A 23,488-nucleotide genomic window follows, 5' to 3' on the forward strand; every position below is an offset into this window, starting at 1 on the left:
GGCCGCCACGATGGCCGGGACACCAGGATCCGCCGGGTAGTTTGAGCGTGAAACACCGCTCCGACGTGGGGGAACACCACATGGGTCTCTACATAGAGACGCACATCCGCACCGATCTGGACGACCTCTGGACCCGCACCCAGGACCCCGCCCACCGCCGGCGCTGGGACCTCAGGATCGACGAGATCGAGTACCTCCCCCACCCTGTTCCCCACCCCGCCCCGCAGCCCGCACCGCGCCCCTTCCGCTACCGCGCCCGGCTGCTGCCGTTCCTCACCGTCCACGGCACCGGACTCGCCGCCGACGAGCGCGAACGCCCCGACGGCACCCGCACCTCCGCCCTGCGCTTCACCTCCCCGCACCCCCTCTCCCCGCTCACCGAGGGCAGCGGCTACTGGCGCTACGTCCCCGACGGCCACGGCGTCCGCTTCCTCACCGGCTACGACTACCGCCCGCGCGGGGGCACGCCCGGCGCCCTCGCCGACCGGCTGCTGCTGCGCCCGCTCACCGTCTGGGCCACCGCCTGGTCCTTCGACCGGCTGCGCCTGTGGCTGGAGCGGGGCATCACCCCCGAACGCGCCCTCGCCAACTGGCTGGCCGAACTCGCCGTACGCGCCCTCGTCCTGACCGTCTGCGTGGCCGGGCTCGGCCTGGAGCCCATGCTCCCGCTGCTCGGCCCGCTCGCCCCCGTGCTCGCCTTCCTGTGCCCGCTGCTGCTGGTGCTGGTCATCTCCGCCGCGCTGTTCACGCCGCCGCTCCCCGGCACCCCGGCCGCCCGCCGCTGTCTGCGCTCGCCCGTCACCCACCCCCGCACCCCGGGCGTGCTGCGCACCCTGGAGAAGCGGGGGAGCTGACTCAGACCGCCCCGGCCGCCAGCGCCGTCCCCAGCGGGGTGCGGGCGTACAGCACCTGATGGCCGTGCCGGGTCGCGGTGAGCAGGCCCGCCGCCCGCAGGACCGTCAGATGGTCCGAGACCGAGGAGGGCGCGAGGCCGAGCCGGTGGGCCAGGGCCGTGGTCGTCGCGGGTTCGCCCAGCGCGGTCAGGACGGCCGCGCGATTGCGTCCCAGGAGCCGTACCAGCGCCTGCGGGGTCCGTGCGGCGGGCTCGGCCCACAGGCCGCCGATACCCCGCGCCGGATACACCAGCATCGGCTGCCACGGCGCCTCGAAACCGGTGACCACGTCCGGCCAGCAGAACACGCTCGGCATCAGCAGCAGGCCCCGGCCGCCGAGATCGCGCGCGTACCGCCCCTGCGGCAGTGTCAGCGTCCGCCCGTCCCAGGACAGCCGTGCGTCCAGCTCCGGCAGCAGCGCGCCCAGGCCCGCCTCGGCCAGCCTGCGCGAATGGAAGGCCACATCCGCCTCCAGGAGCGCCCGCAGCCGGGGCCACTCCGGCGCCACCAGCACCCGCCAGGCCGCCTCCAGGAGATCCGCCAGCTCCCGCACCATCCGCGCGGGATCGGCCAGCCACGCCCGCCCGCGCGCCGACTCCAGCGCGCCCGGCGTACAGGCCAGCGACCGTGCCGTCTCCGCCCGCGCCGCCTCCGGATCGGCCGCCCGCACGGCCGCGATCTCGTCCTCGAAGGCCGTCAGCGGACCGAGCGGCGGGGGACTGAGCCAGTCCGGCGAGCTGCCCCGGCGCGGCATCAGCAGCCACAGCGGCGCCAGATCGAGCCCGGCCGCCGCCGCGCGCACCCGCCGCAGCCAGGGCCCGTGATAGCCGTGCCGGTCCGGCCGCCGCAGCGTGCGCACCGCGTCCTGCGTCTCCCACAGCGGCGAGATCGCGAACCGGCAGCGCAGGAAGTCCTCCTCGCCGAAGCGCAACCGCGAGGCCACGGCACCTCCGTCCCTGTGGAGCACGCGTGTTCATGGCGCGCGACGCGGCCGGACAGCCGTCCGGATTCGGCTGGAGCCGAAACTCTACGGTCCGTCGCCCCCGCCCCGGCACCCTGCCCGTCATGTCCGCATCACCCCAGAACACGACGCCTCAAGCCGCCTCCGCCGGATACCGCGGCGTCCTCGCCGTCCCCGAGTTCCGCGCGGTCTTCGCCGCCCACGTCCTGTCCCTGCTCGGCGTGATCGTCAGCGAGATCGCCCTCTCCGTCCTCGTCTACGACCTCACCGGCTCCCCGCTGATGAGCGCCCTCGTCTTCGCGCTCGGCTTCCTGCCCTACGCCGTCGGCGGCGCCCTCCTCGCCCCGGTCGCCGACCGCTTCCCGGCCCGGCGCGTCCTGGTGACCTGCGACCTGGTGTGCGCCGCGTGCGTGGCCGCCATGGTCGCGCCGGGCGCGGGCGTCGGCGCCCTGCTCGTGCTGCGCTGCTGCCTCGCCGTCGTCGCGCCCGTCTTCAGCGGCACCCGGATGGCGACCCTCGCGGACGTGCTCGGCGACGGCGAACCGTTCGTGCTCGGCCGCTCCCTGCTGCGGATCGTCTCCCAGAGCGCGCTCCTGGTCGGCTACGGCCTCGGTGGCCTCCTGCTGACCGTGACCGCCCCGCGCCACGCCCTGCTCGTCACGGTGACCACGTTCCTCGCCTCCGCCCTGCTGCTGCGCCTGGGCACCCGCCACCGCCCGGCCCGGGCCCGCGACCGGGAGAAGGGCACCGAAGGAGGACTCCGCGCCCTCTTCGCGCACCCGCGCGTGCGCGTGCTGCTCCTCGTCTTCTGGGTGCCCGCGCTGTTCTGCGTCGTCCCCGAGGCCCTGGCCGCGCCCTACGCCCACGACCTCGGCGCGGGCTCCCCGGGCCTCGGCCTGCTGATGTGCGCGCTGCCGGTGGGCACCGTCGCCGGTGAGCTGTTCGCCGGGGCCCGGCTCGGCGCGGCCACCCGCGAGCGGATCGTGCTGCCGCTGCTCTGTCTGACCCTGCTGCCCTACCTCGGCTACGCCTTGCGCCCCGGCCTGTGGCTCTCGCTGCTGCTCCTGGTGGTCGCGGGCGCGGGCTCGGCGTACACCCTCGGGCTCGACCAGTGGTTCGTCCGCGCGGTGCCCGAGGAACTGCGCGGCCGGGCCATGACCGTGCTCAGCGCCGGGCTGATGACCGTCCAGGGCACCGGGATGGCGCTCGCGGGCGCAGCCGCCGAGGTCACGGGCGTGCGGACGGCCGTCGCGGGGGCCGGGGTGCTCGGCGCGCTGTGCTGCGCGGGACTCGCGGTGGCCTGCCGGGCGACCGAAGGGCGAGACGGGGCCTGACCGGCATATGACCGGCCGGTAGGGTCTGATGCCGTGCCCAAGCCTCTCGGACTCCCCTTCGACCCCATCGCCCGCGCCGACGAACTCTGGAAGCAGCGCTGGGGAAGCGTGCCCTCCATGGCCGCGATCACCTCGATCATGCGGGCCCAGCAGATCCTGCTCGGCGAGGTCGACGCGGTGGTCAAGCCGTACGGACTGACCTTCGCGCGGTACGAAGCGCTGGTGCTGCTCACCTTCTCCAAAGCGGGCGAGCTGCCGATGTCCAAGATCGGCGAGCGTCTGATGGTGCACCCCACGTCCGTGACGAACACGGTGGACCGGCTGGTCAGGTCGGGTCTGGTGGCCAAGCGCCCCAACCCCAACGACGGCCGCGGCACCCTCGCCGTCATCACCGACAAGGGCCGCGAGGTGGTCGACGCGGCCACCCGCGACCTGATGGCGATGGACTTCGGGCTCGGCGCGTACGACGCGGAGGAGTGCGGCGAGATCTTCGCGCTGCTGCGGCCCCTCAGGGTCTCCGCGCACGACTTCGAAGAGGACTGACCGGCCAGGACGGGCAGTGACCTGGGCCGATACGGCAGGACGGACCCGGGGCAAGATCTCCCGGAACGGGTGGTTACGCTCGACGGCATGAAAAAGAGCGTGCTGACCCGCTACCGAGCCCTCGCCTACCTCACCGGCGTGCTCCTCGTGCTCCTGTGCCTGGGCATGATCGCGAAGTACGCGTTCCACCTGGACGGCGCCCAGGACTTCACCCGTGTCGTCGCCATCGCGCACGGCTGGCTGTACGTCGTCTACCTGGTCTTCGCCTTCGACCTGGGCTCCAAGGCGAAGTGGCCGGTCGGCAAGCAGCTGTGGGTGCTGCTCGCGGGCACCATCCCGACCGCCGCGTTCTTCGTCGAGCGGAAGATCAGCCGCGAGCTGGAGGCCAAGGTCCAGACCACCGCTCCCGCCCCGGTCAAGGTCTGATTCGTACCGCCGTACGAGTGTCGTACGGCGGTCCCCCATCGACATTTACTAGGACGTCCAAGTAAATTCGAGGGTATGGACGCTCACGCGATCGACGAAGGCCGCCGCCGCTGGCAGGCCCGGTACGACGCCGCGCGCAAGCGCGACGCAGACTTCAGCACGCTCTCGGGAGACCCGGTCGAGCCCGTGTACGGCCCCCGCCCCGGGGATGTGTACGAGGGCTTCGAGCGGATCGGCTGGCCCGGCGAGTACCCCTTCACGCGCGGGCTCCATCCGACCGGCTACCGGGGCCGCACCTGGACGATCCGCCAGTTCGCCGGCTTCGGCAACGCGGAGCAGACCAATGAGCGGTACAAGATGATCCTGGCCGCGGGCGGCGGCGGCCTCTCCGTCGCCTTCGACATGCCGACGCTGATGGGCCGCGACTCCGACGACCCCCGCTCGCTCGGCGAGGTCGGCCACTGCGGCGTGGCCATCGACTCGGCCGCCGACATGGAGATCCTGTTCAAGGACATCCCGCTCGGTGACGTCACCACCTCGATGACGATCAGCGGCCCCGCCGTGCCCGTCTTCTGCATGTACCTGGTCGCCGCCGAGCGGCAGGGCGTGGACCCCGCGATCCTCAACGGCACGCTCCAGACCGACATATTCAAGGAGTACATCGCGCAGAAGGAGTGGCTGTTCCAGCCCGAGCCCCATCTGCGCCTGATCGGCGACCTGATGGAGCACTGCGCGGCGGGCATCCCCGCATACAAGCCGCTGTCGGTCTCCGGCTACCACATCCGCGAGGCCGGGGCGACGGCCGCGCAGGAGCTGGCGTACACCCTCGCGGACGGCTTCGGCTATGTGGAGCTGGGCCTCTCGCGCGGGCTCGACGTGGACGTGTTCGCGCCAGGGCTCAGCTTCTTCTTCGACGCGCACCTGGACTTCTTCGAGGAGATCGCCAAGTTCCGCGCCGCGCGCCGCATCTGGGCCCGCTGGATGCGGGACGTGTACGGCGCGCGGACCGACAAGGCGCAGTGGCTGCGCTTCCACACCCAGACCGCCGGGGTCTCGCTGACCGCGCAGCAGCCGTACAACAACGTGGTGCGCACCGCGGTGGAGGCGCTGGCGGCGGTGCTCGGCGGGACCAACTCGCTGCACACCAACGCCCTGGACGAGACCCTGGCGCTGCCGAGCGAGCAGGCCGCGGAGATCGCGCTGCGCACCCAGCAGGTGCTGATGGAGGAGACCGGCGTCGCCAACGTGGCCGACCCGCTGGGCGGTTCGTGGTTCATCGAGCAGCTGACCGACCGGATCGAGGCGGACGCGGAGAAGATCTTCGAGCAGATCAAGGAGCGGGGCCTGAGGGCCCACCCCGACGGGCAGCACCCCATCGGTCCGATCACCTCGGGCATCCTGCGCGGGATCGAGGACGGCTGGTTCACCGGTGAGATAGCGGAGTCCGCCTTCCGCTACCAGCAGGCGCTGGAGAAGGGGGAGAAGCGGGTCGTCGGCGTCAATGCCCACACCGGTTCGGTCACCGGGGACCTGGAGATCCTGCGGGTCAGCCACGAGGTGGAGCGCGAGCAGGTCAGGGTGCTGGCCGAGCGGAAGTCCGCGCGCGACGAGGCCCGGGTGAAGACCTCCCTGGACGCCATGCTGGCCGCCGCGCGCGACGGCTCCAACATGATCGCGCCGATGCTGGACGCGGTCCGCGCGGAGGCGACCCTGGGTGAGATCTGCGGGGTGCTGCGCGACGAGTGGGGCGTCTACACGGAGCCCGCCGGGTTCTGAGCGCTCCGGGCACACGGCTCTCGGCACACGGGCGGGGCCGGTCGGGACGGACAGCCGTCCCGACCGGCCCCGCCGCGTCCCGCCTCAGAACTCCTGCACGAAGTACGGCTCGACGGTCATCCAGCCATTGCCCCGGGCGCCGTAATAGGTGCCGTTGTCGCTCTGCGCCAGGGTGTACCAGGAGTCGACGTAGTCGGGGTCGTCGGTCCACCAGGAGGTGGGGATGGCGTTGAGGATCGCGTCCACCAGCGGGATGTAGGCGCCCTGGTCGGTGATGGTGAGCAGGGCACCGGCGATGGCGACCGCGAGGTCGTGGTAGTTGGTGTCGCCGTCGTCCTCCATCATCACGGCGTCGGCGAGGTCGTACTTGTAGTTCGACCAGTTCACCAGGATCTGGTTGGGCCGGTAGACCGTGCCGTCGTAGTCCAGGTAGGGCATGTCGACCGGGTCGACGCGGACCTTGCCGTCCTGGCCGAAGCCGGAGACCAGGGTGTAGATCTCGGCGGCGCCCTTGATCCAGGGCTCCTCGTCGTCGGACAGCTCGACCGCGTCGATCTTCGTGGTCCAGAAGCCGCCTGCCGCCGCCGCGGACCGCTGCGGGGCCGCCGCGGTGTTCACCTCGGCGGGCGCGGCGGAGCGCACCCCGCTCTTCGCCAGCTCGTCACGGAGCACGTCGAGCCCGGCCGCGAGCGCCTTGGTGCCGTCGATGTCGACGACGTACACCGGGTGGTCGGGGGCCTTGCGGGCGTCCAGGGTGTGGGCGTCGCCCCGGCTGTCGTAGGCGGTGACCGTGGTGGCGTCGTCGTCGGATGCTGCGGCGGCGACCCAGGGGGTGGTGCCGTCGGCGAGCGCGGCGCGCATGGAGTCCGCGCCGAGCCGGAGCTGGAGCAGCGAGCCGACCTTGCCGGTCAGGCCCTTGGCGTCCGCGATGGCGTGGTCGGCGGCGGCGAGGTCGGACGTCAGGGCGGGGTCGGCCTTGGCGGCGAGCGGGGTGACGGCCACGTCCGAGGAGGTGAGGACGGCCGCGCGCAGGCGGGTGCGCCAGCTCTGGTCGCCGAGCGAGCGGGCGATGGCCCGGGCGGCACGGTCCTGGGCACCGGTCACCTGCTGCGCGGTGGCGGAGTGGGCGCGGACGGGGGCGGCGGGCGCGGCGGTGGCCGAGGGGGCGGTGAGGAGGGCCTGGGCGGCGGCGAGGGCGAGCAGGGTGGCCGCGGTGACGGTCTGGGCGGCGCGGCGACGGGACTGACGGGGTCTCACGGGGATGGATCCCTCCGGATGCGAGTGGCCAGGTGGGGGAGTGACGCACTGTCAGGGGGGTGGTGCCGGGACGACTGCCGGACAAAAGTCCGGGGCGAGGGTTCTATGCGAGTAGACCTCGCAGCACCCATGGTGACCTGAACATGTCACGTCTGCAAGACCTTCACACCCTCAACGCCCCGCTTCCACAGGGGAGTTCAGTCGGAGTTCAGCCCTCGGCCGCCGTGATCCCCGCGAGCAGCACCGCGATGAAACGCCGTACCCACTCGGTGTCCGCGGGTTCCGCGCTCACCAGCATCCGGTGCACGACCGTGCCCGCCACGATGTCGTAGATGAGGTCGATCGCGCGGCACGCCGCCTCCGGGTCGGACTCCGGCGGTATCTCGCCGCGTGCCTGCGCCCGCTCGCGCCCCGTCACGACCAGATGCTTCTGGCGCTCGACGATCGAGTGGCGGATGCGCTCGCGCAGCGCGTCGTCCCCGCCGGCCTCCGCGACCACCGCGATCAGACCGTTCCTGGCCTCCGGGCGGCCCAGGATGGCCGCGAACTGGAGCACCACGCCCTCGATGTCGGCGGCGAGGCTGCCCCGGTCGGGCACCTCCAGCTCGTTGAACAGCTCGGCGATCGCGTCGACCACCAGCTCGCTCTTGCCGGACCAGCGGCGGTACAGCGTCGTCTTCGCCACCCCGGCCCGCGTCGCCACGTCTCCCAGGGTGAGCCGGGACCAGCCCAGCTCCACCAGGGCCTGCCGGGTGGCGGCCAGGATCGCGGCGTCCGCGGCGGCGCTGCGCGGTCGGCCCGTACGGGCTGCTGGGGTGCGGCTCTGCATGTCCCCGACCATAACCGGCCACCTCCGGGCGGTCGTGAGGGAGATCACCGGAAAGGGGTGTCGCCGCAGCCCCTTCTGCCATTACGCTACGAGCCGTAGCGAAAGCTCGCGATGGACGTACGCGGGCGACGGCCACCGGCCCGGGGTGGGGACCTCGGCGCCGGCCGACATCGCTTTTTTCCTTCATGCGCGGGAACGGGGGAGGATAGACCCATGCAGCCACGGAACATGTCCATGAGCGGCGTCGTCGACCTCGCCGCGGTGAAGGCGGCCCAGGAGGCCAAGGCCAAGGCGGAGCAGGCGCGCGCCGAGTCCGCCCGGCGCGGCGGCGCGGGGGCGATCTCCCCGGCCGATCTCGTCGTCGACGTCAACGAGGCGGACTTCGAGACCGAAGTCCTCCAGCGCTCCGCCGAAGTCCCGGTCGTCATCGACTTCTGGGCCGAGTGGTGTCAGCCCTGCAAGCAGCTGAGCCCGGTCCTGGAGCGGCTGGCCGTCGAGTACGACGGCCGCTTCCTGCTGGCCAAGATCGACGTGGACGCCAACCAGATGCTGATGCAGCAGTTCGGCGTCCAGGGGATTCCGGCGGTCTTCGCCGTCGTGGCGGGCCAGGCGCTGCCCCTCTTCCAGGGCGCGGCCGACGAGCGGCAGATCCGCGAGACGCTGGACCAGTTGATCCAGGTCGCCGAGCAGCGCTTCGGGCTGACCGGTCTGACCGTGGACCCGGACGCGCAGCCGGGCGTTGCCCCGGCCGAGGAGCCCGAGGGCCCGCACGACGCGCTTCTGGAGGCGGCCGTGCGCGCGCTGGACGAGGGCGATCTCGCCGGTGCCGTCCAGGCGTACAAGAACGTACTCGCCGACGACCCGGCGAACACAGAGGCGAAACTGGGCCTGGGTCAGGCCGAGTTGCTTCAGCGTGTGCAGGGTATGGATCCGCTCAAGGTGCGCAAGGACGCCGCCGAGAAGCCGGGTGACGTCGACGCGCAGATCGCCGCCGCCGACCTGGATCTGGTGGGTGGTCATGTCGAGGACGCCCTCGGGCGGCTCATCGAGACGGTCGCCCGCACCGCCGGTGACGACCGGGACGCGGTCCGGCGCCGGTTGCTGGAGCTGTTCGAGGTCGTGGGCGGGGAGGACCCGAGAGTGGTGGCGGCCCGCCGGGCGCTTGCACGGGCGCTGTTCTGACGGGTCGTCGGCGTGTGGCGTGGCGGTGAAGGAATGGCCGATGTGGCGTGGGAGCCGCCGCGCTTTACCAAATCTTGGTAATCGCCTCAGCTGTTACTCCGAGTAAATCAAGGTCGTTGGTCTGTCCGGCTTCGCCCGGGGATCAGCGACTTTGTTCTGCCCAGTGTTGGCACCGTGCGTCGCCCTTTGAGACCACTGAGTCGTCTTTCGGTTATCCCGCCGTTACTAGGCAGTAACGAAGCCCCTTGTGCGGGCGGCGAGAATGCACCACGATCGGCCACGCTCGGTCCATTTCCGTACCCCGGCACCCGGCCGGGTCACGGCGAATGTGTCCCCACCGAGCAGAGCCGGCGGCAGTGGCGCCGGCTCTGGGGCAGGGGGGTCTTCGCCACTGCGGCGAAGCCTGTCCAGAAGGTTGTGCGTGATGTGTGTCAGGCGCGACCAGTGGTTGTCGCTCGGGGGTGAACGCCGGTTGTTCGGGCGCGGGTCGCGCCGTCGGGCGCGGGCGCTCTCCTTCCCGAGGACGTAGCACTTCTCCCATCCCTGTCCGGTCGCAACCCCCCTGGGGCGGTCCGGGCCAGGAGATGTACGTCCGAGAAGGAGGAAATATGGAGTCCCAGGTGCGTGGCGGGACCAGATGGAAGCGGTTCGCTGTGGTCATGGTGCCCAGCGTCGCCGCTACGGCAGCGATAGGTGTCGCCCTCGCGCAGGGCGCTCTGGCCGCTTCGTTCAGCGTGTCGGGGCAGTCGTTCAAGGTGAGCGCCGACCGGCTCGAGGGCAAGGGCTTCGCGCAGTACGGTGCGATCGACGACGGCTACACGCTGGACGGCAAGAAGACCGCCCACCCGGTGGCGGTCTCGGCGTTCAACCACGCCGACATCACCAACCTGTGCCAGTCGGTCGTCACCCCGGTCCCGGGTCTCGGCAAGATCAGCCTGATCCTGCGGGCCGGTGGCGGCAAGAAGCCGGTCTCGGCCGACCGGATCTACATCGATGTCGCCGATCTGGGCGCCGACGCGACCTTCCGCAACATCGACATCGGTGTCGCCGCGAAGGACGCCTCGAAGGGTCCGGGCATGAAGGGGGGCGGCGAGCAGGCCAACCCCTACGGCTTCGCCCAGCAGGCCGACTCGGCCACACTGCTCAACGTGCGTCAGACGGCGTGGGCGACCACCGCCGGCACGTTCGAGCTGAGCGGGCTGAAGATGTCGCTGTCCACGGACGGCGAGGAGTGCTACTAAGCACTCGCTGACGGGCGGGGGAGCCGATGGCGCCCCCGCCCGTCCCCTCTCCGGCCGCCGTTCACACGCGGCCCACATCACCACCACAGCAACGCCGCACCAGGGAGCTGTTTTCCATGAGCGCCGAGACCCCTGCCGCCGATTCCGGCCAGTTCACCCGCCGGAGGCAGCAGTTCCGCGCCTGGCGAGGCGACCGCCCCTTCTGGGCCGGTCTTTACGTGCTGCTCAGCGGCTTTCCGATCATCTACTTCCCGTACTACCACCTGCAGCTGGGCCATCTGACGCTGGCCATGGCGACCACGGCGGGGTCGGGGTCCTTGATCATCGGCGTGCTCCTCATCGTCCTCGGCATCAGCCTCTGGTTCCAGAAGCACGTGCGCACCTTCGCGGGTGTGGCGGCGATCCTGCTGGCGCTGGTGTCCCTGCCCGTCTCCAACTTCGGCGGCTTCATCATCGGCTTCCTGCTCGCCCTCGTCGGCGGCGCGATGGCCGTCTCGTGGGCGCCCGCCCCCGCGGCCAAGCAGACGCCGGGCGTACCGGCCCAGGCGCCGGTGGCCATGGCCGGGGCCGCACCGGGCGCGAGCCTGCCGGGTGAGGGCGCCGCCGGAGCCGTACCGCCGCCCCGGGCCGCGGACGGGGAGACCGAGCCGAACGACCTGTCAGGAACGAGCCCGGCCAACGAGGCGAACGGGAGGCACAGTGCCGGCTGACGAGGCCCGCGGGACCGGTGTGGGGGAGTCCCGGGCGAGAACCGGACCCCGCCACGCGGCCCCCAAGAAGCCGCTCTTCACCAGGTTCCACATGCCGGCCGGCAAGGCGATAGCCTCCGTGGCGATGCCCACGGCCGTCATCATGGGCATGGGCTTCACGTCCACGCTCGCCATCGCCGACAGCACCGGCAGCAGCCCCGCGTCCAACAGCCAGAAGGCGGCGGACTACAAGGACTGCGTCGACGCGCTGGAGGGTGCCGAGGACTCCGCGTCCCCGAGCGCCACGCCCTCCACGAGCGCGCCGTCCGCCACCACCACGCCGTCCCCCTCGGCCTCCTCCGGGGCGCAGGACGGACCGGGCAAGACCTCTTCGCCGGATTCAGGTTCCGACGAGGGCAAGGCCGGGTCCGGCACGAGCGGGTCCGCGGACAAGCCGGGCTCCTCCGGGGCGGGTTCGGGCACATCGGGTGCCGCGTCCGGCTCCGGTACGTCGGGTGCCGCATCGGGCTCGGGTGCGTCCGGCTCGGGTACGGCGGCCACCGCCCCGGCCCCGTCCAAGAGCGCGGACGGCGGGCTGCTCGGCTCCCTCGGGGACGCGATCGGTGACGTCCTGACCGGCGGCAAGAAGTCCGACGAGGCGACGACCCCGGCGCCCGCCGCGTCGTCCGCCACGCCCGCTCCCGCGGCCACGTCGTCCGCTCCGGCGACCGGGACCGACAAGAGCGACGCGGACAAGGGTGACGCGGACAAGAGCGGTGGTACCAGCGGGGGCACCGCGACCACCAAGAAGGCCCCGCGCGGGACGGTCCAGGACACCCTGGAGAAGGCCGCCGGTGCCTCGGACACCCCGTCCGCCACGTCGAGCCCGTCCGCCGGCCCCTCCACGAGCGCGTCGGCCACGCCGGACGACTGTCCGACGGCCACCGACGACAAGGGCGGCGTGGACAACAACGTGCCGGTGGCCGACGACCCCTGGTACCTGAACGCCAGCTCCCTGCTGCTCAAGGGCGCCGACTACAAGGGCGTCGTCGAGGTGCGCACGGCCGACGGCACCACCAAGAAGGTGCTGAAGTACGTCATCTCCGGCGGCACCGACATCGGGGACCTGCACCAGACGGTCAAGGACAAGCAGGCGGGCAAGACCTACCACGTCCAGGCCGCCAAGGGTTCGACGTCCACCATCCGCGACGGCGACACCGTGATGTACACCGAGAGCATCTCCGGCAACCTCTTCGGCCTGATCCCGGTGACCTTCAGCCCCGACAGCCCGCCCCCGCTGAACATCCCCCTGATCTACTTCACCGACGCCAAGGTGACCCAGGCGGGCCAGTTCGGCGGCAGCCTGCACGTTCCCGGCATGCACGTCTACACGACGGACTGACACCCCCGAGCCCTTCCGGGAGCCGCACGGCAGTGGCCCGGTCCCCCACACCGCGTGGGGAACCGGGCCACTGCCAATTGCCGTGAGAGACGCCTCAGTTGGCGTCCGAGCCGCCCACGTGGTGGACCCGGACCATGTTGGTGGTGCCGGGGACGCCGGGGGGCGAGCCCGCGGTGATGATGACCGTGTCGCCCGCGCTGAAGCGGTTGAGACCGGCCAGCTCCTGGTCGACCATGTCGACCATCTCGTCCGTGGTGTTCACGAACGGCACCACGTGCGACTCCACGCCCCAGCTGAGGGTCAGCTGGTTGCGGGTGCCCTCGTCGGTGGTGAAGGCGAGGATCGGCTGGGCCGCGCGGTAGCGGGACAGCCGGCGGGCGGTGTCACCGGACTTGGTGAAGGCGATCAGGCCCTTGGCGCCGAGGAAGTCGGCGATCTCGCAGGCCGCGCGGGCGACCGAACCGCCCTGCGTGCGCGGCTTCTTGCCCGGCACCAGCGGCTGGAGACCCTTGGACAGCAGTTCCTCCTCGGCCGCGCGGACGATCTTCGACATCGTCTTCACGGTCTCGACCGGGTACGCGCCCACGCTCGACTCGGCGGACAGCATGACCGCGTCGGCGCCGTCCAGGATCGCGTTGGCCACGTCGGACGCCTCGGCGCGGGTCGGCCGCGAGTTGGTGATCATCGACTCCATCATCTGGGTCGCGACGATCACCGGCTTGGCGTTGCGGCGGCACAGCTCGATCAGCCGCTTCTGCACCATCGGGACCTTCTCGAGCGGGTACTCGACGGCGAGGTCACCACGGGCGACCATCACACCGTCGAACGCCATCACGACGTCCTCCATGTTCTCGACCGCCTGCGGCTTCTCCACCTTGGCGATCACCGGAACACGGCGGCCCTCCTCGTCCATCACCTTGTGGACGTCCGCGACGTCCTTGGCGTCCCGCACGAAGGACAGCGCGACCATGTCGCAGCCCATGCGGAGCGCGAAGCGCAGGTCCTCGACGTCCTTCTCGGACAGCGCGGGCACGTTCACGGCCGCGCCGGGCAGGTTGATGCCCTTGTGGTCGGAGACCACACCGCCCTCGATGACGATCGTCCGCACCCGCGGGCCCTCGACGTCGATGACCTTCAGCTCGACGTTGCCGTCGTTGATGAGGATCTGGTCGCCGCGCGAGACGTCACCCGGCAGGCCCTTGTACGTCGTACCGCAGATGTGCTTGTCGCCCGGCACGTCCTCGGTCGTGATGACGAACTCGTCACCGCGCTCCAGCTCCACCGGACCCTCGGCGAAGGTCTCCAGGCGGATCTTCGGGCCCTGGAGGTCGGCCAGCACACCGATGGGGCGGCCGGTCTCCTTGGAGGCGGCACGGACGCGGTCGTACCGCGCCTGGTGCTCGGCGTGGCTGCCGTGGCTGAAGTTGAAGCGGGCCACGTTCATACCCGCCTCGATCATGGCGACGAGCATCTCGTGGGAGTCGACCGCGGGGCCGAGAGTACAGACGATTTTCGAACGGCGCATGAGGCGATCCTATCGGTTTGTTTCACTGCGGAATATTCCGCCCTGCGGAAGATACAAATGGGCGGACATGCGCTCAGGCGTGTTACTGCGGTGTAATGCTCAGCTGTTCTTTCCGACCAGCGCATAGGTCTGCGTCGCGATCTCCAGTTCCTCGTCGGTCGGCACCACGGCGACGGCCACCCGCGCGGACGCGGGCGAGATCAGCCGGGCCCCGTCGGACCGTACGGCGTTCAGCTCCTCGTCCACCGCCAGGCCAAGGCCCTCAAGGCCCGCGACCGCCGCGGAGCGCACGGCCGCCGCGTTCTCCCCGACCCCGGCGGTGAACGCCACCGCGTCCACCTGCCCGAGTACGGCGTAATAGGCGCCGATGTACTTCTTGATGCGGTGAATGTAAATGTCGAAGGCGAGGGACGCCTCTTCGTCGCCCTCCTCGATGCGGCGGCGGATCTCCCGCATGTCATTGTCCCCGCACAGTCCGAACAGGCCGCTCCTCTTGTTCAGAAGAGTGTCGATCTCGTCCATGGACATTCCGCCGACACGGGCCAAATGGAAGATGACGGCCGGGTCCAGATCACCCGAGCGCGTGCCCATGACCAGACCCTCCAGCGGCGTCAGCCCCATCGAGGTCTCCACGCACCGCCCGTGCTCCACCGCCGAGGCCGAGGCGCCGTTGCCCAGGTGCAGCACGATCACGTTGACCTCGTCGGGCTCCTTGCCGAGCAGACGCGCGGTCTCGCGGGAGACGTAGGCGTGCGAGGTGCCGTGGAAGCCGTAGCGGCGGATGCGGTGCCGGTCGGCGATCTTCGGGTCGATGGCGTAGCGCGCCGCCGACTCCGGCATCGTCGTGTGGAAGGCGGTGTCGAACACGGCGACCTGGGGCAGGTCCGGGCGCAGTGCCTGGGCGGTGCGGATGCCGGTGAGGTTGGCCGGGTTGTGCAGCGGCGCGACCGGGATCAGCCGCTCGATCTCGGTGAGCACCGAGTCGTCGATGACGGTCGGCTCGGTGAAGAACATGCCGCCGTGCACCACCCGGTGCCCGATCGCGGCCAGTTCGGGCGAGTCGAGGCCGAGCCCGTCGCGGGCCAGCTCCTCGGCGACCGACTTCAGCGCGGTCTCGTGGTCGGCGATCGGGCCGTTCTGCTCACGGGTCTCGCCGGTGGCGACCAGGGTGTGGCGCAGCCGCGAGGTCTGCTCGCCGATCCGCTCGACCAGGCCCACCGCGAGCCTGCTGCTGTCCCGCATGTCCAGGAGCTGGTACTTCAGCGAGGACGAGCCGGAGTTGAGGACGAGGACACGGGTGGGGGTCACTGCTCGGGGGACCTTTCGGAGGCGGTCGGCTGCTGTGCCTGGATCGCCGTGATGGCGACGGTGTTGACGATGTCCTGCACGAGCGCGCCCCGCGACAGGTCGTTGACCGGCTTGCGCAGGCCCTGCAGGACCGGGCCGACCGCGATGGCGTTCGCGGAGCGCTGTACGGCCTTGTAGGTGTTGTTGCCGGTGTTCAGGTCGGGGAAGATCAGCACGCTGGCCTGGCCCGCGACCTCGGAGCCGGGCAGCTTGGTCGCGGCCACGGAGGCGTCCACGGCCGCGTCGTACTGGATCGGGCCCTCGATCTTCAGGTCGGGGCGGCGCGAGCGCGCCAGCTCGGTCGCCGTGCGCACCTTCTCCACGTCGGCGCCCGAACCGGAGGTCCCCGTGGAGTACGACAGCATCGCGATCCTCGGCTCCACGCCGAACTGCGCCGCCGTCGCCGCGGACTGCACGGCGATGTCCGCCAGTTGCTCGGCGTCGGGGTCGGGGTTGACCGCGCAGTCGCCGTAGACCAGCACCTTGTCGGCCAGGCACATGAAGAAGACGGACGAGACGATCGAGGTGTCCGGCTTGGTCTTGATGATCTCGAAGGCCGGGCGGATCGTCGCCGCCGTGGAGTGCACCGAGCCGGAGACCATGCCGTCGGCCAGGCCCTCCTGGACCATCAGGGTGCCGAAGTAGTTCACGTCGGTGACCACGTCGTACGCCAGCTCCACGGTGACGCCCTTGTGGGCGCGCAGGGCGGCGTACTTCTCCGCGAAGGAGTCGCGCAGCTCGGAGGTGGCCGGGTCGATCAGCTGGCTCTCGCCCAGGTCGATGCCGAGGTCGGCGGCCTTCTTGCGGATCTGGTCCTCGGGGCCGAGCAGGGTGAGGTCGCACACGTCCCGGCGCAGCAGCACCTCGGCCGCGTGCAGCACCCGCTCCTCGGTGCCCTCGGGGAGCACGACCCGGCGCTTGTCGGCGCGGGCCCGCTCCAGGAGCTTGTGCTCGAACATCATCGGGGTGACGCGGTCGCCGCTCGGCGCCGAGACCCGGCTCGCCAGGCCCGCGGTGTCGGCGTACCGCTCGAACAGGCCGAGCGCGGTCTCCGCCTTGCGCGGGGTGGCGGCCGTCATGCGGCCCTCCAGGGAGAACAGCTGCTCGGCGGTGGGGAAGCTGGTCCCGGGCACCGAGAGCACCGGGGTGCCGGGGGCGAGGCGGGCGGCGAGGGTCAGGATCTCCTCGCTCGGCACCTCGTTGATGGTGAGCAGCACACCGGCGATCGGCGGGGTGCCCGCGCTGTGCGCGGCGAGCGAGCCGACGACCAGGTCGGCGCGGTCGCCCGGGGTCACGACCAGGCAGCCGGGGGTCAGGGCGGCGAGGAAGTTGGGCAGCATGGCGCCGCCGAAGACGAAGTCGAGCGCGTCGCGGGACATCCCGGCGTCGTCCCCGAGCAGCACCTTGGCGCCCAGGGCGTGCGCGATCTGGGAGACGGTCGGCGCGGACAGGGCGGGCTCGTCGGGGAGCACGTAGCAGGGGACGGGCAGGCGGTCGGCCAGGCGCTCGGCGATCTCGTCGCGGTCCTTACGGTCGACCCGGTTGGCGACCATGGCGAGCACGTCGCAGCCCAGGCCCGCGTAGGCGCGGAAGGCGTTGCGGGTCTCGGCGAGCACGGAGGCGGCGGTCTGCTTGCGGCCGCCGACGACCGGGATCACGGAGGCGCCGAACTCGTTCGCGAGGCGGGCGTTGAGCGCCAGCTCGTCGGGGAGCTGGGTGGCGGCGAAGTCGGTGCCGAGGACGAGGACGACGTCGTAGTCGCGGGCCACCCGGTGGAAGCGGTCGACCAGGACGGAGACCAGCTCGTCGGTGCCGCGCTCGGCCTGGAGGCTGGACGCCTCCTCGTAGTCCATGCCGTAGACCGTCGCCGGGTCCTGGGTGAGGCGGTAGCGCGAGCGCAGCAGCTCGAACATCCGGTCCGGCCCGTCGTGCACCAGGGGGCGGAACACCCCGACCCGGTCGACCTGCCGGGTCAGCAGTTCCATCACTCCCAGTTCGACGACCTGACGGCCGTCGCTCCGGTCGATCCCGGTCACGTACACGCTGCGCGTCACGCGTGCTCTCCGATCCTTGCTCGTACGGGCCGCCACCTGGGGGATCGCCGTACGCCGGCACAAAAATCGCCCACCGAGGTGAGCACAACCCTCTTGACAATACTCTGGGCCGTCGATAAGGCGCGTGTCAGCCCGGGGGGTCACGGAGGGTGCGCATCGCCTGCGGCGGCGGTGCCCGGAAAGGGGCGGCGGGGGCGGTCGGGAGGGTGGTGGTCGTCGGCTCTTCGGCGGCCGTGAAAGAATCGAAGCGGCTCACCGGTACCCACAGCGAGCAGGAGACACAGCACGATGCGCATCGGAGTTCTCACCGCAGGCGGCGACTGCCCGGGCCTGAACGCCGTGATCCGGTCGGTCGTGCACCGCGCGGTGGCGCACTACGGCGACGAGGTCATCGGCTTCGAGGACGGCTACCGCGGTCTGCTCGACGGCCACTACCGCACCCTCGACCTGGACGACGTCAGCGGCATCCTCGCCCTCGGCGGCACCATCCTCGGCTCCTCCCGCCTGGAGCGGGACCGGCTGCGCGAGGCGTGCGAGCGGGCGACCGACATGGCCGAGGAGTTCGGCATCGACGCGCTGATCCCGATCGGCGGCGAGGGCACGCTCACGGCGGCCCGGATGCTGTCGGACGCGGGTCTGCCGGTCGTCGGCGTGCCGAAGACCATCGACAACGACATCTCCGGCACCGACCGCACCTTCGGCTTCGACACCGCCGTCGGCGTGGCCACCGAGGCGATGGACCGCCTGAAGACCACGGCCGAGTCCCACCAGCGCGTGATGGTCGTCGAGGTCATGGGCCGCCACGCGGGCTGGATCGCCCTGGAGTCCGGCATGGCCGCCGGCGCCCACGCGATCTGCCTGCCCGAGCGCCCCTTCGACCCGGCCGACCTGATGAAGATGGTCGAGGAGCGGTTCGCGCGCGGCAAGAAGTTCGCCGTGATCTGCGTCGCCGAGGGCGCCCACCCGCTCGACGGCACGATGGACTACGGCAAGGGCGAGATCGACCAGTTCGGCCACGAGCGCTTCCAGGGCATCGGCACCGCCCTCGCCTACGAACTGGAGCGCCGCCTCGGCAAGGAGGCCCGCCCGGTCATCCTCGGCCACATCCAGCGCGGCGGCACCCCCACCGCCTACGACCGCGTCCTCGCCACCCGCTTCGGCTGGCACGCCGTGGAAGCCGCCCACCGAGGCGACTTCGGCGGCATGACCGCCCTGCGCGGCACGGACATCGCCCTGGTCCCGCTGGCAGAGGCGGTCACCGAACTGAAGACGGTGCCGGTGTCCCGGATGGACGAGGCGGAGTCGGTTTTCTAGCCGACCTGTCTTTCAGCTCTTCAGCCGGTCTGCCCGGAGGGGGCGTCAGCGCCCCCTTCCCTCCGGCAGCCAGTGGTACATCAGCTCCGGGCGGCCCACCTGGCCGTACTGCGGCCGTCTGACGGCCCGGGCCGACTCCACCAGGTACTCCAGATAACGCCGTGCCGTGATGCGTGAGATGCCCACCTCCTCGGCGGCCCCGGCTGCCGTCAGGCCGTCCGGGCTGTCTCGTAGTACGGCTGTGACTCGTTCCAGGGTCGGTGCGCTCAGTCCCTTGGGGAGGGCTGAGGGGGTGGGGGCGCGTAGGGCGGCGAGGGCTCTGTCGACGTCTTCCTGGCCCGTGGCCTCGCCTGCTGAGGCGTGGTAGTCGGCGTAGCGGAGGAGGCGGTCGCGGAGGGTGGCGAAGGTGAAGGGTTTCAGGACGTACTGGACGACGCCCAGGGAGACGCCTTCGCGGACCACCGCCAGGTCGCGGGCCGAGGTGACCGCTATGACGTCGGTCTGGTGGCCCGCCGCGCGCAGGGAGCGGGCCAGTTGGAGGCCGTGGACGTCGGGGAGGTGGAGGTCCAGGAGGAGCAGGTCGACCGGGGTGCGGTCCAGGAGGCGGAGGGCCTGGGCGCCGGTGGGGGCGCTGCCGACCGCCGTGAAGCCGGGGACGCGGTTGACGTAGAGGACGTGGGCGTCGGCGGCGACCGGGTCGTCCTCCACGACCAGGACCCGGATCGGAGCTTCAGGGGCCGTCATGCTTCGCCTCCCGCCGGGACCACCGTGTGCAGCGGCAGGCGGGCCTCGAAGACCGCGCCGCCCTCCGCCGCCTCCGTCACCGTCAGGGTGCCGCCGAGCCGGGTCACCGCCTGGCGGACCAGGGCCAGGCCGAGGCCGCGCCCGCGTCCGCCGGGGGCGGCCGGTTTGGTGGACCAGCCGCGCTGGAACACCAGCCCCGCATGGGCCGGGTCGACGCCCGGGCCGGTGTCCGAGACCCGCAGGACCAGACAGCCGGCGTCGGCGGACGCGTACGCCGTCACCGTGACCCGCGCGCCCGCCCCGCCCTGGGCCGCGTCCACCGCGTTGTCGATGAGGTTGCCGAGGACGGTCACCAGGTCCCGGGCGGTCAGTCCGGGCGGCAGGACCCCGTCGTCCAGGCGGCTGTCGGGGGAGACGACCAGCTCCACGCCCCGCTCGTTCGCCTGCGCGGTCTTGCCGAGCAGGAGGGCCGCGAGGACCGGTTCGCCCACCGCCGCGACGACCCGGTCGGTCAGCGCCTGGGCCAGCTCCAGTTCGGCCGTGGCGAACTCCACCGCCTCCCCGGCCCGGTCCAGTTCGATCAGGGAGACCACGGTGTGCAGCCGGTTCGCCGCCTCGTGCGCCTGCGCGCGCAGCGCCTGACTGAAACCCCGCTCCGAGTCCAACTCGCCCATCAGTGACTGGAGTTCGGTCACATCCCGGAGCGTGGCCACCGTGCCCCGGCGCTCCCCGCCCGACACCGGCGAGGTGTTGAGCACGAGGACGCGGGACGCGGTCAGATGCACCTCGTCCGTGCGGGACTCCCGGGACAGCAGCGCCCCGGTCAGCGGCCCCGGCAGACCCAGCTCCGCCACCGACCGGCCCACCGCGTCCTCACCCAGGCCCAGCAGCTCGCGCCCGCCGTCGTTCGCCAGCGCCACCCGCCCCTGCCCGTCCAGCATCAGCAGACCCTCGCGCACCGCGTGCAGCGCGGCCTGGTGGTAGTCGTGCATCCGGCTCAGCTCGGCCGCGTTCATGCCGTGGGTGTGGCGGCGCAGCCGGGCGTTGACGATGTACGTGCCCACCGCGCCGAGCAGCAGCGCCGCGCCCGCCACCGCGAGCAGCGCCGTCACCTGGTCCTGGACCCGCGCGCTGATCGCCTCCACCTTGATGCCCGCGCTGACCAGGCCCACGATCCGGCCGCCGTCCCGCACCGGGGTCACCGCGCGCACCGAAGGGCCGAGCGTGCCGGTGTACGTCTCGGTGAAGGTCCGCCCCTGCCGCGCGGGTTCGATCCGGCCCAGGAACCGCTTGCCGATCTCCCCGGTGTGCGGGTGGGTCCAGCGGATGCCGTCCGGGTCCATGATCGTGACGAAGTCGACGTCGGCGTCCCGGGTGACCTGGAGGGCGTACGGCTCCAGCTCGGCCGTGGGGTCCGGGGTGCGGATCGCCGCGCGCACCGAGGGCGCGTCCGCGATGGTCCGCGCCACCGCCCGCACCTGCCGTACGGCCGCGTCCTCGGCCTGCCGCCGGTCGCTGACGTAGGTGAACAGCGCGTACCCCGCCACCACGACCGCTATCAGCACGGCCTGCATGGCGAACAGCTGGCCCGCGAGGCTGCGGGGCAGAGGAAGGGCGGGCGGACGCATCCCAGCAGTGTGCCTGTCCCTCCCGGCGTGAACTAAATGAACGTAAGGGTGACCGCCGTCACATGGCGGGAGATAGTACGGCGATCCCCCGCACCGCACGGACGTGAGCCGCACGCCGGAAGGTGCCGACGAAGACGTCAAGGAGGGCAGCCGTGGCCGCCAGCACCCCCGATACGGCACCTGCCGCACCCGCCGTGAAGCGGGACCGCACCCACTATCTCTACATCGCCGTCATCGTGGCGGTCGCACTCGGCATCGCCGTGGGCCTCATCTGGCCCGACGCCGGGGTCGAGCTGAAGCCGCTGGGCACCGGCTTCGTGAACCTGATCAAGATGATGATCTCGCCCATCATCTTCTGCACGATCGTGCTCGGCATCGGCTCCGTACGCAAAGCCGCCAAGGTCGGCGCGGTCGGCGGCATCGCGCTCGGCTACTTCACCGTGATGTCGCTGGTGGCGCTCGCCATCGGCCTCGTCGTCGGCAACGTGCTGCACCCCGGTGAGGGCCTGCACCTGACCGAAGCCCTCCGCCAGACCGGGCACGCGCAGGTCGCCGACGACGCGCTGCCCCCGGTGGACTTCGTGCTGTCGATCATCCCGGTCACCTTCGTGTCCGCCTTCACCGAGGGCCAGGTCCTCCAGACCCTGCTGATCGCGCTACTCGCCGGGTTCGCGCTCCAGGCGATGGGCTCGGCCGGACAGCCGGTGCTGCGCGGCATCGAGCACATCCAGCGGCTGGTCTTCCGCATCCTCGCGATGGTCATGTGGGCCGCGCCCGTCGGCGCGTTCGGCGCCATCGCGGCCGTCGTCGGCTCCGCCGGACTCGACGCGCTCAAGAGCCTCGCCGTGCTGATGCTCGGCTTCTACGTCACCTGTGTGCTGTTCGTCTTCGTGGTGCTCGGCGCGCTGCTGCGGATCGTCTCCGGGCTGAACATCTTCCTGCTGCTGAAGTACCTCGCCCGCGAGTTCCTGCTGATCCTGTCGACCTCGTCCTCGGAGTCCGCGCTGCCCCGGCTCATCGCCAAGCTGGAGCACCTGGGCGTCAGCAAGGCGGTCGTCGGCATCACCGTGCCGACCGGGTACTCCTTCAACCTCGACGGCACCATGATCTACATGACCATGGCGTCCCTGTACATCGCGGACGCGCTGGGCACCCCGATGTCGATCGGCGAGCAGATCCCGCTGCTGCTCTTCCTGCTGCTCGCCTCCAAGGGCGCGGCGGGTGTCAGTGGCGCCGGACTCGCCACGCTGGCCGGTGGGCTCCAGTCCCACAAGCCCGCGCTGGTGGACGGCATCGGTCTGGTCGTCGGCATCGACCGCTTCATGAGCGAGGCGCGGGCGCTGACCAACTTCGCGGGCAACTCGGTCGCCACGGTACTCATCGGCACCTGGACGAAGGAGATCGACGGGGAGCGGGTCAAGAAGGTGCTCTCCGGTGAACTGCCCTTCGACGAGACGACGTTGCTGGACGACGGTGATGGCGCTTCGCGGGAGCCGCAGGAACATGAGGGCGGAGAGAAGGAGTTGGCCACGGCGTAAAGCCGGTTCGCCAACTCCAGGAGCGGACCATCTCGTTGACCAAGTCCACGACCTGGCCCGCCCGTTCGTGAACTCCGGACGCCCGGCCCCGCCTGAACCGGGGCCGGGCGTCCGGCCGTTGCCGCGCCGGGGCGCCGGGGCTACACCTCGCCCCGCGCCCGCGCCACCAGCTCCACCGCCCGCTCCGACGGCACCCCCGCCGCAGTCAGCATCGTCACCGCCGCCGCGCTCCCCGCCTCCTCGGCCGGGAGCGCGCCCTCGTTCACGGCCTCCATCACCGCGAACAGCATCTGCTCGTGGACGAGCGAGAGCGCCGCGGGCGGCAGCGGGGAGACGAACGTGCCGTCCTCCAGGCCGCGTCGGAGCAGTCGGGCCTTCTCCGCGCGCAGCGGGGCGAGCCGGTCGCGGATGCCCTGCACGGTGACCGTGCGCTGGGCGAGGGCCACCAGCAGCCGGTAGCGGTCGGCGATCTCCCAGACCGTGAGCACCGAACGGGCCACCGCCTCCGCCGGGTCCGTCACGTCGGTGCGGGCGCACGCGTCGGTCTCCGTCAGCACCTGCACCGCCTCGTCCACGAGCGTGCCGATCAGCGCCTCCCGGCTCGGGAAATGCCCGTACACCGTGCGCCGTACGACACCCGCCGCGCGCGCGATCTGGTCCATCGATGCCTCGGGGTCGCGCAGCAGTTCGGCGAGCGCGACGTCGAGGATGCGGCGCCGGTTGGTGTCGGCGCGGCTGGGGTTACCCGTGGTCATGCCAGTCATTGTGCACACCCTCTCGACTTGCACAGCATTGTGCAACGACG

At 71.5% G+C, this 23,488-nt stretch carries 20 protein-coding genes; 11 read left to right on the forward strand and 9 right to left on the reverse strand.

Annotated features, from left to right (window positions below):
• Positions 1–80: 80 nt before the first annotated feature.
• Positions 81–854, forward strand: coding sequence for a hypothetical protein (locus tag B079_RS0104330; RefSeq protein ID WP_018544552.1), 774 nt, complete (start codon positions 81–83; stop codon positions 852–854).
• A gap of 1 nt (position 855) precedes the next feature.
• On the opposite strand, the gene B079_RS0104335 is transcribed toward B079_RS0104330, so the two are convergent.
• Positions 856–1,836: an ArsR/SmtB family transcription factor gene (locus B079_RS0104335; RefSeq protein ID WP_018544553.1), complete on the reverse strand. Its 981-nt coding sequence runs from the start codon at positions 1,834–1,836 to the stop codon at positions 856–858.
• A gap of 122 nt (positions 1,837–1,958) precedes the next feature.
• On the opposite strand from B079_RS0104335, the gene B079_RS0104340 reads away from it, so the two are divergent.
• The 4 genes from B079_RS0104340 (at position 1,959) to B079_RS0104355 (ending at position 5,933) form a co-directional block, all read left to right on the forward strand.
• Positions 1,959–3,188 (forward strand): MFS transporter, encoded by a 1,230-nt coding sequence (locus tag B079_RS0104340; RefSeq protein WP_018544554.1) that lies wholly within the window; start codon positions 1,959–1,961, stop codon positions 3,186–3,188.
• 33 nt (positions 3,189–3,221) lie between these two features.
• Entirely contained in the window at positions 3,222–3,731 is a 510-nt protein-coding gene (locus B079_RS0104345) for a MarR family winged helix-turn-helix transcriptional regulator (protein ID WP_018544555.1), read from the forward strand.
• A gap of 87 nt (positions 3,732–3,818) precedes the next feature.
• Positions 3,819–4,157 (forward strand): DUF3817 domain-containing protein, encoded by a 339-nt coding sequence (locus B079_RS0104350; RefSeq protein WP_026248341.1) that lies wholly within the window; start codon positions 3,819–3,821, stop codon positions 4,155–4,157.
• 75 nt (positions 4,158–4,232) lie between these two features.
• Positions 4,233–5,933: an acyl-CoA mutase large subunit family protein gene (locus B079_RS0104355; RefSeq protein ID WP_018544557.1), complete on the forward strand. Its 1,701-nt coding sequence runs from the start codon at positions 4,233–4,235 to the stop codon at positions 5,931–5,933.
• An 84-nt stretch (positions 5,934–6,017) separates the two neighbouring features.
• Here the strand turns inward: B079_RS0104355 and B079_RS0104360 are convergent, their stop codons facing one another.
• Both B079_RS0104360 and B079_RS0104365 read right to left on the reverse strand, forming a co-directional pair.
• On the reverse strand, positions 6,018–7,190 hold the full coding sequence (locus B079_RS0104360; RefSeq protein ID WP_018544558.1) for a DUF3103 family protein: 1,173 nt from the start codon (positions 7,188–7,190) through the stop codon (positions 6,018–6,020).
• Positions 7,191–7,398: 208 nt separating this feature from the next.
• Positions 7,399–8,019 carry a TetR/AcrR family transcriptional regulator gene (locus B079_RS0104365; protein ID WP_026248343.1) on the reverse strand — a complete coding sequence of 207 codons (621 nt, stop codon included), beginning with the start codon at positions 8,017–8,019 and terminating at the stop codon, positions 7,399–7,401.
• 213 nt (positions 8,020–8,232) lie between these two features.
• On the opposite strand from B079_RS0104365, the gene B079_RS0104370 reads away from it, so the two are divergent.
• The 4 genes from B079_RS0104370 to B079_RS0104385 all read left to right on the forward strand — a co-directional run bounded on the left by B079_RS0104370 (position 8,233) and on the right by B079_RS0104385 (position 12,533).
• Complete coding sequence (locus B079_RS0104370; protein ID WP_037801092.1) at positions 8,233–9,201, forward strand: tetratricopeptide repeat protein; 969 nt, start codon at positions 8,233–8,235, stop codon at positions 9,199–9,201.
• A gap of 608 nt (positions 9,202–9,809) precedes the next feature.
• A complete protein-coding gene (locus tag B079_RS0104375) occupies positions 9,810–10,442 on the forward strand; it encodes a DUF6230 family protein (RefSeq protein ID WP_018544561.1) in 633 nt (210 codons plus the stop codon).
• A gap of 116 nt (positions 10,443–10,558) precedes the next feature.
• Positions 10,559–11,152: a DUF6114 domain-containing protein gene (locus tag B079_RS0104380; RefSeq protein ID WP_018544562.1), complete on the forward strand. Its 594-nt coding sequence runs from the start codon at positions 10,559–10,561 to the stop codon at positions 11,150–11,152.
• Entirely contained in the window at positions 11,142–12,533 is a 1,392-nt protein-coding gene (locus B079_RS0104385; protein ID WP_018544563.1) for a hypothetical protein, read from the forward strand. Before B079_RS0104380 ends, B079_RS0104385 begins: the two co-directional genes overlap by 11 nt.
• 94 nt (positions 12,534–12,627) lie before the next feature.
• On the opposite strand, the gene pyk is transcribed toward B079_RS0104385, so the two are convergent.
• The 3 genes from pyk to pta all read right to left on the reverse strand — a co-directional run bounded on the left by pyk (position 12,628) and on the right by pta (position 17,459).
• A complete protein-coding gene (gene pyk, locus B079_RS0104390; protein WP_018544564.1) occupies positions 12,628–14,058 on the reverse strand; it encodes a pyruvate kinase in 1,431 nt (476 codons plus the stop codon).
• Positions 14,059–14,157: 99 nt separating this feature from the next.
• Positions 14,158–15,366: an acetate kinase gene (locus B079_RS0104395; RefSeq protein WP_018544565.1), complete on the reverse strand. Its 1,209-nt coding sequence runs from the start codon at positions 15,364–15,366 to the stop codon at positions 14,158–14,160.
• Positions 15,363–17,459, reverse strand: a complete 2,097-nt coding sequence (gene pta / locus B079_RS0104400; RefSeq protein ID WP_018544566.1) for a phosphate acetyltransferase — start codon at positions 17,457–17,459, stop codon at positions 15,363–15,365. Before pta ends, B079_RS0104395 begins: the two co-directional genes overlap by 4 nt.
• Positions 17,460–17,747: 288 nt before the next feature.
• On the opposite strand from pta, the gene B079_RS0104405 reads away from it, so the two are divergent.
• Positions 17,748–18,773, forward strand: a complete 1,026-nt coding sequence (locus B079_RS0104405; protein ID WP_018544567.1) for an ATP-dependent 6-phosphofructokinase — start codon at positions 17,748–17,750, stop codon at positions 18,771–18,773.
• 45 nt (positions 18,774–18,818) lie between these two features.
• Here B079_RS0104405 and B079_RS0104410 read toward each other — a convergent pair whose 3' ends face one another.
• Positions 18,819–19,517, reverse strand: a complete 699-nt coding sequence (locus tag B079_RS0104410; RefSeq protein WP_018544568.1) for a response regulator — start codon at positions 19,515–19,517, stop codon at positions 18,819–18,821.
• Positions 19,514–21,145 (reverse strand): sensor histidine kinase, encoded by a 1,632-nt coding sequence (locus B079_RS0104415; RefSeq protein ID WP_018544569.1) that lies wholly within the window; start codon positions 21,143–21,145, stop codon positions 19,514–19,516. The genes B079_RS0104410 and B079_RS0104415 overlap by 4 nt, the downstream gene beginning before the upstream one ends.
• A 152-nt stretch (positions 21,146–21,297) precedes the next feature.
• Here B079_RS0104415 and B079_RS0104420 point away from each other — a divergent pair, with 152 nt between their 5' ends.
• Complete coding sequence (locus B079_RS0104420; protein WP_018544570.1) at positions 21,298–22,683, forward strand: C4-dicarboxylate transporter DctA; 1,386 nt, start codon at positions 21,298–21,300, stop codon at positions 22,681–22,683.
• A gap of 140 nt (positions 22,684–22,823) precedes the next feature.
• Here B079_RS0104420 and B079_RS0104425 read toward each other — a convergent pair whose 3' ends face one another.
• Positions 22,824–23,438 carry a TetR family transcriptional regulator gene (locus B079_RS0104425; protein WP_018544571.1) on the reverse strand — a complete coding sequence of 205 codons (615 nt, stop codon included), beginning with the start codon at positions 23,436–23,438 and terminating at the stop codon, positions 22,824–22,826.
• Between the last annotated feature and the right edge of the window lie 50 nt (positions 23,439–23,488).

Origin of the sequence: Streptomyces sp. LaPpAH-108, from assembly GCF_000373625.1 — a bacterium.
GTDB lineage: Bacteria > Actinomycetota > Actinomycetes > Streptomycetales > Streptomycetaceae > Streptomyces.

Bases quoted from the DNA above. Each gene is read 5' to 3' on its own strand.
- B079_RS0104330 (WP_018544552.1), top strand. From the start codon at position 81: ATGGGTCTCTACATAGAGACGCACATCCGCACCGATCTGGACGACCTC.
- B079_RS0104340 (WP_018544554.1), top strand. From the start codon at position 1,959: ATGTCCGCATCACCCCAGAACACGACGCCTCAAGCCGCCTCCGCCGGA.
- B079_RS0104350 (WP_026248341.1), top strand. From the start codon at position 3,819: ATGAAAAAGAGCGTGCTGACCCGCTACCGAGCCCTCGCCTACCTCACC.
- B079_RS0104355 (WP_018544557.1), top strand. From the start codon at position 4,233: ATGGACGCTCACGCGATCGACGAAGGCCGCCGCCGCTGGCAGGCCCGG.
- B079_RS0104365 (WP_026248343.1), bottom strand. From the start codon at position 8,019: ATGCAGAGCCGCACCCCAGCAGCCCGTACGGGCCGACCGCGCAGCGCC.
- B079_RS0104370 (WP_037801092.1), top strand. From the start codon at position 8,233: ATGCAGCCACGGAACATGTCCATGAGCGGCGTCGTCGACCTCGCCGCG.
- B079_RS0104375 (WP_018544561.1), top strand. From the start codon at position 9,810: ATGGAGTCCCAGGTGCGTGGCGGGACCAGATGGAAGCGGTTCGCTGTG.
- B079_RS0104380 (WP_018544562.1), top strand. From the start codon at position 10,559: ATGAGCGCCGAGACCCCTGCCGCCGATTCCGGCCAGTTCACCCGCCGG.
- pyk (WP_018544564.1), bottom strand. From the start codon at position 14,058: ATGCGCCGTTCGAAAATCGTCTGTACTCTCGGCCCCGCGGTCGACTCC.
- B079_RS0104405 (WP_018544567.1), top strand. From the start codon at position 17,748: ATGCGCATCGGAGTTCTCACCGCAGGCGGCGACTGCCCGGGCCTGAAC.
- B079_RS0104410 (WP_018544568.1), bottom strand. From the start codon at position 19,517: ATGACGGCCCCTGAAGCTCCGATCCGGGTCCTGGTCGTGGAGGACGAC.
- B079_RS0104415 (WP_018544569.1), bottom strand. From the start codon at position 21,145: ATGCGTCCGCCCGCCCTTCCTCTGCCCCGCAGCCTCGCGGGCCAGCTG.
- B079_RS0104425 (WP_018544571.1), bottom strand. From the start codon at position 23,438: ATGACCACGGGTAACCCCAGCCGCGCCGACACCAACCGGCGCCGCATC.